Below are 10,718 nucleotides of genomic sequence, written 5' to 3' on the forward strand. Positions count from 1 at the left end.
ATGAGCCGCGCCCTGATCCTCTGGCTGCCCCCGGTGGCGGCGCTCGCGGACGGGACGGCCGCGCGCCCGGCGTGGCTGCGCGTCGATGACGGCGTGATTGTCGATTCGGGGCAGGACGACGGCTGGGTCGATGCGTGGGAACGCCCGCGCGATGATGCCGCCGATGACCGGCTGATCGCGCTGGCGCCCGCCGCCGACGTGCCGCTGCGCTGGCATCACTATCCCGATGCCGCCCCGGCACAGGCGGCGGCGGCGGCGCGGCTCGATGCGCTGAAGGACAGTCTGGGCGAGGCGGCGGCGCTGCACGTTGTCGCGGGCCAGCCCGCCGAGGCGGGGCAGGTGGTTCCGGTCGCGGTGACGACGCACGCGGCGATGACGGCGTGGACCGGCTGGCTGGCGGCGCAGGGATTGTCGCCCGACGCGATCCTGCCCGCGGCCGCAGCGGTGCCGCCGCCCGAGGCGGAAACGCTATGGGCGGCCGAGGTGGGGGACGAGACGATCGTCCGCACCGCCGATCGCGCCTTTCTGTCCGACCCCGAACTCGATCCGCTGATGGCCGGGGATCGGACGATCGCGCCGCTCGACGCGGCGCAGATGCGCGAGGCGCTGCTGCTCTCGCTTGCCGCCCCGCCGCTCGACCTGCTCAGCGGCGCGTGGAAGCCGAAGCGGAGCTGGGCGGTCGATCCGGCGCTGCTGCGGCTGGCGAAGCGGCTGCTGATCGCGCTGCTCGTCATCAGCCTGATGGTGCCGCTCGTCCATGCGATCCGGCTGATGTCGGATAGTAGCCGCGCCGACGAAGCGACGGTAGAGATAGCGAAAAAGGCAGGAATTACCGCGCCCGACGCCGAGGCGGCCGAAGCGGAGATCGACCGGCGCCTCGCGACGGCGGGCGGCGGGCCGCTCGCTTTCTCGGTCCCGGCGTCGGCGCTCTACGATGCGATGCGCGACACGCCGGGCGTGACGCTCAAGAGCCTGGCGCATCGCACCGACGGCACGCTGACGACGACGCTCGCCGCGCCGCGCGTCGACGACATCAATACGGCGCTGCTCGCGCTGCAGGCGCACGGCTATCGCATCACGGCGCAGCCGATGGCGGGAACCGACGGCCAGCAGATGGCCACTGTGACGATCCGGGCGGTGCCATGATGGATGCGGTGAAAAATTGGTGGGGCGGCCTGTCGATGCGCGAGCGCTGGCTCGTCGGTGTCGCGGGCGTGCTGGCGGCGCTGGTGCTCGGCTGGGCGCTTGGGCGGCCGGCGGTGGCTGCTTTCGCCGGCCTCGAAAGCCGGCACAGCGCCGCGATCGAGCGCGAGGGGCGCGTCGCGGCGAAAGTGCAATTGCTCGCGCAGCGACCAGCGAAATCACTCGCCGCGGCGGTCGATGCGGTGGCGGTCGATCAATATCTCGCGCAGTCGGCGGGCGAGATCGGGCTGACGCTCGACCGCAACGAGGCGCGCGGGCAGGGGCAGGCAACGATCGCCATCGCGGCCGCCAAGGCGCCGGTGCTGACCGGCTGGCTCGCTTCGCTCGAGGGGCAGGGTTTCGTCGTCGATCAATTGACGATCACCCCGGCGGCCGACGGCACGGTCGGGATGACCGCCGAGCTTAGAAAGGCCGGACAATGAGTGAGCGCAGGCGTTGGATCGTCGGCGCGGCGCTGCTCGCCCTGCTGCTCATCGTACTGACCTTTCCGATGCGGCTGGCGCTGTCGCTGTCGGGCGCAGGCGATGCAGGCATCGCGGCGCGCGAGGTTCGCGGGTCGGTGTGGTCGGGGACGCTGATCGACGCGCGGCTTGGCGCCTTGCCGCTCGGCACCGTGCGCGCGAGCCTGTCGCCGCTGGCGCTGCTCGGCGGCGATACCGAACTCGCCTTCACGCGCGCCGACGAGCGGCTCGGCGCCTTGTCGGGGCGGCTCCACGGCAGCGACCCGCGCGGTATGTCCGACGTCAACGGCGTCACCTCGCTATCGGGCGGGCTCGGCATCGTCCCGGTCGATACGATCCGTTTCGAGGGCGCGTCGGTGCGTTTCGACGGCGCCGGAAAATGCGTCGAGGCGGCAGGGCGGCTGCAATTGATGGTGACGGCGCCGATCGCGGGGCTCGACCTGTCGCGCGGGCTGTCGGGGCCGATCGCCTGCGCGAACGGCCGCGCGCAGGCGGCGCTCGCCAGCCAATCGGGGATGGAGCGGCTGACCTTGTCGTTCGACGCGCGCGGCGCTTATCGCGCGCAGTTCGCGATCAACGTCGATCGCGACCCGGCGATGGCGGCGGCGCTGACGGTGCTGGGGTTCAAGCCGGGGGCGAACGGATATGTGCTGACGGCGGCGGGGCGGTTCTAGAACCCATGCCGGGACTATGATCCGATTCCCCGAGCGAAGCCGAGGGGCGATGCCGAGCGAAGTCGAGGCCGCGACGGTGCGGGTTCTCGCTACGCTCGAACGAGCCTCTCGGCTTCGCTCGGGGAATCGGGGGAGAAGGAAGCGGTGAATCGCATCCTTTCCTGTTTCGACGCCCGCCGATGATTATGGGCGTATTTTTCGCAGGCCTCATCGGCCTGATCCTCGGCAGCTTCATTGCGACGCTCGTGCTGCGCTGGCCTGCCGGACGATCGGTGCTCGGCCGCTCGCAATGCGACGGGTGCGGCCGGCCGCTGCGCGCGTGGGAGCTGGTGCCGTTGCTGTCGGCGCTCGGGACGCGCGGGGCGTGCGCGCGGTGCGGGGCGCGGATCGATCCGTTTCACTGGTGGGTCGAGATCGCTTCGGGGCTGATCGGCGTCATCGCGCTGGCGCTTCTGCCCGGCATCGCGGGCTGGCTCTGGGCGCTGTTCGGCTGGCTGCTGCTGCCGCTCGCCTTGCTCGACGCGCGGCATTTCTGGCTGCCCGACCGGCTCAATGCCGTGCTGGCGATTGTCGGGCTGCTTCTGGCCGGCCCGATGCTCGGCGCCGGTCTGCTCGATCGCTGGATCGGGGCGCTAGCGGGCGGGCTGGTGCTTGCCGGTATCGCCTGGACCTATCGCCGCCTGCGCGGCGATGACGGAATGGGCGGCGGCGACCCCAAGCTCGTCGCGGCGATCGGCTGCTGGCTCGGCTGGCAGGCGCTGCCGCTGATGCTGCTGCTCGCCAGCCTCGGCGGGCTGCTCTGGGCGCTTGCCGCGCACGGAAAAGGGGACCAGCCGCTGGTCCAGCGGCGGGTCCCCTTCGGTCTCTTCGCCTGCACCGCCGCCTGGACGGCGGTGCCGCTATGGCCGCTGCTTATCGCGCGATGACGACGGTCACCGCGCGGCGGTTCTGCGCCCAGGCTTCTTCGTTCGAGCCGAGCGCCGCCGGGCGTTCCTTGCCATAGCTGATGACATCGATCCGGCTCGGATCGACGCCCAGCGTTGCGAGATAATTTTTCGCGGCATTGGCGCGGCGTTCGCCGAGCGCGATGTTGTAGTCGCGGGTGCCGCGTTCGTCGGCATGACCCTCCAGCGTGACGCGCACCGCGGGGTTGCGGGCGAGCCATTGTGCCTGGCTCTGCAGCGTCGCCTGATCCTCGGCATCGACATTGTACTGATCGAAACCGAAGAAAATCCGGTCGGACGAAACATTGGCGACAAAGTCTTCCTGCGATCCGGGGACCACGCCGCCGGTATTCGTTCCTGTATCGGTGCCGGTTCCTTCGGGCGCTGGCGGCAGTTGTTCCGGCGCCTTCTTCGCACAGGCACCCACAGCAAGCATGGTGATCGCCGCGATCATCGCGGTGGTTTTGCGTATCGTCATGTCTTCTGTCCTCTTGTTGTTGCGTTTTTCAGTCGTGACCGCGTGGGATTAACCCGCATTGAACGCAAAGAGTCAAACCCCGCGGATTTCCTTTGGTTCCGCGGTTGCGGTCAGGGCAGGATCGGCCCCCAGCTCGGGTCCGACCCGTCCTGCGGCGTCGGCAGGCGGCGCAGGTTCACGCCGGTCAGGTCGACCTGCCACAGCGACGATTTGCCCGCCTTGCCCGGCGTGGTGCGGAAGAACTGGATGACACGGCCGTTCGGCGACCAGGTCGGCGCTTCGTCCTGCCAGCTGTTGGTAAGCAGCCTCTCGCTGCCGCCCGAAGGCGTCATCACGCCGACACGGAACTCGCCGCCGCCCATCTTGGTGAAGGCGATCAGGTCGCCGCGCGGCGACCATTCGGGGGTCGCATAGCGCCCGCCGCCAAAGCTGATCCGCTGCTGGTTCGATCCGTCGATGTTCATCGTATAGATTTGCTGGCCGCCCGAACGATCGCTTTCGAACACGATCTTTCTGCCGTCGGGCGAGAAGCTGCCGCCGACGTCGATCCCCGGCGTGCTGGTCAGACGCACCGGCGTGCCGCCCTCGGCCGAGATGCGATAGATGTCGGTGTTGCCGCCGACCGCCATCGAATAGAGGATCTGGCGGCCGTCGGGCGACCAGCGCGGCGCAAAGGTCGCATTCTTGCTTTCGGTCACCAGCTTCTGCGTGCCGGCATTGACGTCGTAGATGAAGACGCGGACGCGGTCGTTCAGATAGCTGACATAGACGATCTTCTTGTAATCGGGCGAGAAACGCGGGCTTAGCGCCAGCGCCTGGCCGTTGGTGATGAAGCGGTGGTTGCCGCCATCCGAATCCATGATCGCCAGCCGCTTGATGCGGTTCCCCTTGGGGCCGCTCTCGGCAATATAGGCGACGCGGCTGTCGAAGAAGGGCGATTCCCCCGACAGGCGCGAATAGATGGCGTCGGCGCATTTGTGCGCGGCGCGGCGCCAGTCGGCGGGCTGAATCTCGTAACCCTGCCGCACCAGCTCGCTGCCGAGGTCGGTGTCGTAGAGATAGCAGCCGACGACGAGCCCGCCGGTGCCGCTCGCCTGCACGAAGCCATGGACGACATTCTCGGCGTTCCGCGCCTGCCAGTCGGCGAATTGCGGCGCGCGTACCTCCGCCATCGTGATCGCGCGGACGCTGCCGGGACCGAGCGGGGCATAAAGCCCGCTGCGTTCGAGGTCGGCGGCGATCACGTCGGCAATCTGCTTGCCGAGGCTGGCGGTGTTGAGTCCGGCGACATTGACCGCCGCCGGGGTCGCGAAGGCCGGGACCGCGATGACGGTGCGGTCCTGCGACAGCGTGCCGGTGATCGATTCGCGCGGGCCGTCCGCGGGCGGTTGGACGACGGGCGGCTGCACGGGTGGTGTCTGGGCGACCACGGGGCTGGCAACCGTCATCAGGAGGCCGGCGATCAAATATCTCGCAAGAGTCATGCTCATCTCACCTTGTCGAAGTCCAATGTGTAATTCTGCCAATAGCTGTAATTTTCTTCGGGCAAATCGAAGGGTGCAGCCAGTTCGACCGCCTTTTTCGCGCATTCCTGGTGGCGTGCGACCTGGAAGCGGTTGCTGTCATTCTGGCCCGACGTCGTCACGCTGGTGAAGCCCGCGAGCGCGCCCGCGGGAGTCAGCCGGAACTTCACGACGGTGTTCAGCTTTTCGACGTCGACGCCGCTGACCTTGCAGCGGTCCCAGCGCGGGCCGACCTTGGCCTTGATACTGACGTCGATCGAGCGGCGGACCTCGGCGGAGGTCGTGGCGGCGGGGGCGCCCTTGCTCGCGGGCTTCTTGGACTGCGTCCGAGACAGGCCGTCGACGATGCCGTCGAGGCGGCCGGTCGGGCGACTCGTCGGCTTCTTCGCCGGCGCCTTCGGTGCTGGCTTCGGCGTCGCCTTTTGCGCGGCAGGAGGCGTCTTCTTGGGCGGCGCGGGAACGGCGCGCGTGACCTGCTTCGGCGCGGGGGCCGGGGTCGGGCGCACGACCGGCTCGGGCAGCGGCGGCGCGGGGACAGGCTCGGGCGGCGCGGCGATGTCCTCGGCATCCTCTTCGCCCAGCCGCGGGGCGGGCGGGGTGTCGCTGATCACCGGCGCGGAGGATTGCGCCGCGGTCTCGGCGACCAGATCGACTTCCATCGGCGGATTGTCGAAGCGCCGGTCGCCGCCGGTCCACTGGATCGACAAGAGGCCGATCACGACAACGTGCAGCGCCACCGCGATCGCGATGCCGGCCTTCTGATTCCCCCGTGGTGCCGTTTGCGCCGCCATGGTCACAACCTACGGATTCGTCTCTGAACCATCGGTGACCGCCGCTTCGGCCGGGGCCGGGACATCCGATCCGGTGGTGACGAGCGCGATCCGGGTCAGCCCGGCGCGGTTGAGCTCGCCCATCACGCGCATCACGCGGCCATAGTCGAGCCCCTTGTCGGCGCGCAGCATGATCTGGCGCGGCTTGTCGCCCGCTTTCTGCGCGCCCGCGATCGCATCGAGCCGCGCGGGCAGCTCGGCCTCGGGAACCACCTCATCGCCGATATACAGCGTGTCGTCGCCGTTGATCGAAAGCTGGATCGGTTCCTGCTCCTCGGTCTCGACCGGCTTCGCCCGGCTTTCGGGCAGGTCGATCGGGACGGCGGAGGCGAGCAGGGGCGCGGTGATCATGAAGATGATCAGCAGCACCAGCATGACATCGACGAGAGGGGTGACGTTGATGTCCGCCATCGGCGCGCGGCGTCCGCCGCGCCCGCGCCGTCGGCTCATACCGCCCGAAGGTCCGGTCATCGCCATCAGGCCTCGACCTCCAGTTCGCGGCTGAACATCGCGTGGAGCCCGTCGGCGAAGCGGCCAAGCCGCGATTCGAGCCGGTTAAGCCGCTGCGAGAAGGCGTTGTAGGCGATCACCGCGGGAATGGCGGCGAACAGGCCGATCGCGGTCGCGAACAGCGCTTCGGCGATGCCGGGGGCGACGACCGCGAGGCTGCTGTTGTTCGACGCGGCGATCGCGGTGAAGCTGCGCATGATGCCCCAGACGGTGCCGAACAGACCCACGAAGGGTGCGACCGCGCCGATGGTGGCGAGGGTGCCGATCTTTTCGGCCAGCCGGTCGACTTCGCCCGCGACGGCGCTGTTCATCGCGATGCCCAACCGCTCGCGCGTGCCCTCGCGGTCGACATTGCGGCCCTTGGTCGATCGGCGCCATTCGCCGATCCCCGCCGCCAGAATCTTCGCGCTCGGCAATTCCTCGCCGCTGTTCTTGTCATAGAATTTGTCGATATTGTCGGCGCGCCAGAAATCGCGCTCGAACCCCTCCGACGCGCGCATCAGCTTGCCGACGCTGCGGCCGTGCGTGATGATCACCGCCCAGACATAGATCGACGCGAGCAGCAGCCCGATCATCACCGCCTTGACGATAATGTCGGCCTGAATGAACAGCGCGATGGGGGACAGCGTCGCGGCGTCGGCGGCCAGCTTGATATTGTCTAGCAAGGGTTGGTCTCTCCATTCATGATGGCGGTGAAGCGGTCGGCCCAGCCCGCGGGCTGGCGGCGCGGCCGGCCTTCGGGCGACAGGAAGGCGGCGGTAACACGCCCGACTGTTAACTCATCCTGACTGCGAAGGATGCGCTGCGCGATGATCACGCTCGCCCCGCGCACCGCTTCGACGGTGCTGACGACGGTAAGATCGTCGTCGAGCTTCGCGGGGCTACGATATTTTATGGTCAGGTCGGTGACCGCCCAGGCGCCCTCGCCGCCCTCCATCGCCGCGCGCTGGTCGATGCCAGCGAGACGCAACATATCGGAACGCGCGCGCTCCATATAGCGCAGATAATTGGCGTGATAGACGATGCCCGACAGGTCGGTGTCCTCGAAATAGACGCGCGCCCGGTAATGATGCGCGGCCCCGACGAAGGCGCCGGGGACGAAGGGGGGAGGAACGGTCGCCATGATCAAGACCGATAGCGGGGCATCGACTCGCCGCAAAGCCCTCTTCAACGGTTCGTCGCAAGTCGCGGCCGATTGGTGGATGAAAGGGGCAGGAAACCGGGATTCCTATTTGTCGAATAATCCGTCCTGCGTCCCCGCGGGCGGGTTGAGCCCCAGATGCTTCCACGCGCTGGCGTTGAGCATCCGCCCGCGCGCGGTGCGGGCGATCAGGCCAATCTGGAGCAGATAGGGCTCGATCACATCCTCGATCGTGTCGCGCGGCTCGCTGAGACCCGCCGCGAGCGTGTCGGCGCCGACCGGGCCGCCGCGATAGATGTCGGCGATCATCGTCAGGTAGCGCCGGTCCATCGCGTCGAGACCGAGCGCGTCGACCTCCAGCCGGTTGAGCGCGGCATCGGCGACCTTGGCATCGACGACCTGTGCCCCCGCGACGGTCGCGAAATCGCGCACGCGGCGGAGCAGGCGGCCCGCGATACGCGGCGTGCCGCGCGAGCGCTTCGCGATCTCCAGCGCGCCGTCGGGCGCGATGCCGAGGCCGAGCAGCCGCGCGGCGCGGCCGATCACCTGTTCGAGTTCGCCGTGCGTATAGAAATTGAGCCGCACCGGAATGCCGAAGCGGTCGCGCAGCGGCGTCGTCAGCAGGCCCTGCCGCGTCGTCGCGCCGACGAGGGTGAATTTCGGCAGGTCGATGCGGACGCTGCGCGCCGATGGCCCTTCGCCGATCATGATGTCGAGCGCGCGGTCCTCCATCGCGGGATAGAGGATTTCCTCGACCGCGGGAGCGAGGCGGTGGATCTCGTCGATGAACAGGACGTCGCCGTCCTCGAGGTTGGTGAGCAATGCCGCAAGGTCGCCCGCTTTGGCGATCACCGGGCCTGAGGTGGAGCGGAATCCGACGCCGAGTTCGCGCGCGACGATCTGCGCGAGCGTCGTCTTGCCGAGCCCCGGCGGCCCGAAGAACAGCACATGGTCGAGCGCGTCGGACCGCGCCTTGGCGGCCTCGATGAAAATCCGCAGATTCTCGCGCGCCGCCGCCTGCCCGACGAACTCGGCGAGCGACTTCGGACGCAGCGCGGCGTCGGCGTCGTCGGGGGTGCGCAGGGGGGTGGTGAGGGCCGGCTCAGTCATAATGCTCTATTGCCTCGCCGGTGATCGAAACCCAAGGCTCCATCCGGTCCTCGTAAACCGAATAATCGGGCGCGAAGCCGTGGCCGGGTTCGAAAAGGCCGAGCGGGATCGCATAGGCCTCATGGTAGGGCCGCGCCTTGTACCAGACGCCCGAACCGCAGGTGCCGCAAAAAAAGAAGTCGGCGGTGTTGCCGCTCGCGCCGGTATACTGCCACATCTTCGCTTCGCCTTCGGTGCGGACCTGCTCGGCGGGGAAACGGACCTGTGCGGCAAAGGCGCTGCCGCTGCGTGCTTTGCACTCGCGGCAATGGCAGACCGACACACGGATCGGCTCGCCGGTGCAAGCGATGCGAACCTGGCCGCAGCGGCACGATGCGTGGCGCACCCGCTCGGTCATTTGGCGGCTTTTTTGAGGGCAACCCGGACGAGCGCATCCAGCGTCGCGCCCGCGCCCAGTTCCTCGCTGGCGGCCGCGACCGCGGCGCTCGCTTCGCCGGGCTTGAAGCCGAGGCCGGTGAGGGCAGCGACGGCGTCGCCTAGCGGGCCGGATGCGGCGGAGCGGGAGGGATTCGAACCCGCGATACCGCCCAGCGCCCCGGCCTTGTCCTTAAGCTCATGCGTGATCCGCTGCGCCAGCTTCGGCCCGACGCCGTTGGCGCGGGCGATCATCGCGCTGTCGCCGCTGGCGAGGGCGTGTTGCAGGTCGGCGACTTCGAGCGCCGACAGGATCGCCAGCGCGACCTTGGCGCCGACGCCCTGCACGCTGGTCAGCAGGCGGAACCAGTCGCGCTCCTCGGCGCGCGCGAAGCCGAGCAGGCGCAGGAAATCCTCGCCGACGAGCATTTCGGTGTGAATGGTGACGTCGCCGCCGACCGCGCCCAAGGCGTCGAGCGTGCGCGCCGACGCCTCGACCAGATAGCCGACGCCGCCGACGTCGATCACGGCATGGCCTGCGCCGCTGCTGTCGAGCCGTCCGGTGAGTTTCGCGATCATTCGCCGTGCCTAGCGCGGTGGGAATGAAAAGGGAACAAATTTGGTTCGGGGGGCGGTTTGGATAATGGTTTCACGCGAAGACGCGAAGAGCTTGTGCCTGCCGCGAAGCGGCTTTTGCTTTCAAAGGTCGCACAATGACGCGACATTGGAAGAAAAATGGGGCCTGACGGCCCGAGCCGCCTTCTTCTTCGCGCCTTCGCGTCTTCGCGTGAAACCCTCAAAAGCGCCCACGATGATTGGCGTGACAGATCGCCACCGCCAGCGCGTCCGCTGCGTCGGCTCCCGCGACCTTGGCGCCCGGCAATAGGACGCGGAGCATCGCCTGCACCTGTTCCTTCGCCGCACCGCCGGTGCCCACGATCGCTTTCTTGACGAGGCGGGGGGCATATTCGGCGACGGGTAGCCCACCCCGCGCGCAGGCGAGCAACGCGACGCCGCGGGCGTGGGCGAGCTTCAGCGTCGATTGCGGATTGTCGTTGACGAAGACTTCCTCGACCGCCGCGCAAAGCGGTGCGTGATCGGCGATCACCGCCGCGAGCACCGTGTCGAGATAGGCGAGCCGGTCGGGCAGAGGTGCCTTGGCGTCGGTCTTGATCTGACCGTTAGCGATGTGACTGATCCGGCTGCCCTCGACGCGGATGACGCCCCAGCCGGTGCAGCTGAGCGAAGGGTCGAGGCCGAGGATGATCATGTTTCTAGCCCCTCCCCTTCAGGGGAGGGGTTGGGGTGGGGGCTGTCGAGGTTGCGCAAGGCTGCGGAGGGCGCGCCCCCCCCCCCCCCCCCCCCGCGCGGGGGGGGGGGGGGCGGGCCCCCAAGCACAAGACACCCAGCGGGGGGGGGGGCGTGGCCCC

14 protein-coding genes are annotated in these 10,718 nt (G+C 68.7%); 4 read left to right on the plus strand and 10 right to left on the minus strand.

Annotation, left to right across the window (positions count from 1 at the left end; all coding sequences use genetic code 11):
- The 4 genes from gspL (at position 1) to OJI97_RS12270 (ending at position 3,264) form a co-directional block, all read left to right on the plus strand.
- On the plus strand, positions 1–1,146 hold the full coding sequence (gspL, locus tag OJI97_RS12255) for a type II secretion system protein GspL (protein ID WP_297663853.1): 1,146 nt from the start codon (positions 1–3) through the stop codon (positions 1,144–1,146).
- Positions 1,146–1,625 carry a type II secretion system protein GspM gene (gene gspM / locus OJI97_RS12260; RefSeq protein ID WP_297663855.1) on the plus strand — a complete coding sequence of 160 codons (480 nt, stop codon included), beginning with the start codon at positions 1,146–1,148 and terminating at the stop codon, positions 1,623–1,625. Before gspL ends, gspM begins: the two co-directional genes overlap by 1 nt.
- Entirely contained in the window at positions 1,622–2,338 is a 717-nt protein-coding gene (gene gspN, locus OJI97_RS12265; RefSeq protein ID WP_297663857.1) for a type II secretion system protein N, read from the plus strand. Before gspM ends, gspN begins: the two co-directional genes overlap by 4 nt.
- A gap of 185 nt (positions 2,339–2,523) precedes the next feature.
- Complete coding sequence (locus tag OJI97_RS12270) at positions 2,524–3,264, plus strand: A24 family peptidase (RefSeq protein WP_297663858.1); 741 nt, start codon at positions 2,524–2,526, stop codon at positions 3,262–3,264.
- On the opposite strand, the gene pal is transcribed toward OJI97_RS12270, so the two are convergent.
- The 10 genes from pal to ruvC form a co-directional block, all read right to left on the minus strand.
- The gene (gene pal, locus OJI97_RS12275) at positions 3,251–3,760 is read right to left on the minus strand and encodes a peptidoglycan-associated lipoprotein Pal (protein ID WP_257543670.1); all 510 of its coding nucleotides are present in this window, start codon (positions 3,758–3,760) and stop codon (positions 3,251–3,253) included. The genes OJI97_RS12270 and pal overlap by 14 nt on opposite strands.
- Positions 3,761–3,870: 110 nt before the next feature.
- Positions 3,871–5,208 (minus strand): Tol-Pal system beta propeller repeat protein TolB, encoded by a 1,338-nt coding sequence (gene tolB / locus OJI97_RS12280; RefSeq protein WP_297663860.1) that lies wholly within the window; start codon positions 5,206–5,208, stop codon positions 3,871–3,873.
- Between the two features lie 38 nt (positions 5,209–5,246).
- Positions 5,247–6,074: a hypothetical protein gene (locus OJI97_RS12285; RefSeq protein WP_297663862.1), complete on the minus strand. Its 828-nt coding sequence runs from the start codon at positions 6,072–6,074 to the stop codon at positions 5,247–5,249.
- Between the two features lie 9 nt (positions 6,075–6,083).
- Positions 6,084–6,590, minus strand: coding sequence for a protein TolR (gene tolR, locus OJI97_RS12290; protein WP_297663863.1), 507 nt, complete (start codon positions 6,588–6,590; stop codon positions 6,084–6,086).
- Positions 6,590–7,288: a protein TolQ gene (tolQ, locus tag OJI97_RS12295; protein WP_257543662.1), complete on the minus strand. Its 699-nt coding sequence runs from the start codon at positions 7,286–7,288 to the stop codon at positions 6,590–6,592. Before tolQ ends, tolR begins: the two co-directional genes overlap by 1 nt.
- Positions 7,282–7,746, minus strand: a complete 465-nt coding sequence (locus tag OJI97_RS12300; protein WP_297663864.1) for a YbgC/FadM family acyl-CoA thioesterase — start codon at positions 7,744–7,746, stop codon at positions 7,282–7,284. Before OJI97_RS12300 ends, tolQ begins: the two co-directional genes overlap by 7 nt.
- A 105-nt stretch (positions 7,747–7,851) precedes the next feature.
- Entirely contained in the window at positions 7,852–8,874 is a 1,023-nt protein-coding gene (gene ruvB / locus OJI97_RS12305; RefSeq protein WP_297663865.1) for a Holliday junction branch migration DNA helicase RuvB, read from the minus strand.
- The gene (locus tag OJI97_RS12310; RefSeq protein WP_297663866.1) at positions 8,867–9,271 is read right to left on the minus strand and encodes a GFA family protein; all 405 of its coding nucleotides are present in this window, start codon (positions 9,269–9,271) and stop codon (positions 8,867–8,869) included. Before OJI97_RS12310 ends, ruvB begins: the two co-directional genes overlap by 8 nt.
- Positions 9,268–9,867: a Holliday junction branch migration protein RuvA gene (gene ruvA / locus OJI97_RS12315; RefSeq protein WP_297663867.1), complete on the minus strand. Its 600-nt coding sequence runs from the start codon at positions 9,865–9,867 to the stop codon at positions 9,268–9,270. The genes OJI97_RS12310 and ruvA overlap by 4 nt, the downstream gene beginning before the upstream one ends.
- 217 nt (positions 9,868–10,084) lie before the next feature.
- On the minus strand, positions 10,085–10,558 hold the full coding sequence (gene ruvC / locus OJI97_RS12320) for a crossover junction endodeoxyribonuclease RuvC (RefSeq protein ID WP_297663868.1): 474 nt from the start codon (positions 10,556–10,558) through the stop codon (positions 10,085–10,087).
- Positions 10,559–10,718: the final 160 nt, after the last annotated feature.

The sequence above is a fragment of the Sphingopyxis sp. genome (assembly GCF_025869345.1).
Taxonomy (GTDB): domain Bacteria; phylum Pseudomonadota; class Alphaproteobacteria; order Sphingomonadales; family Sphingomonadaceae; genus Sphingopyxis.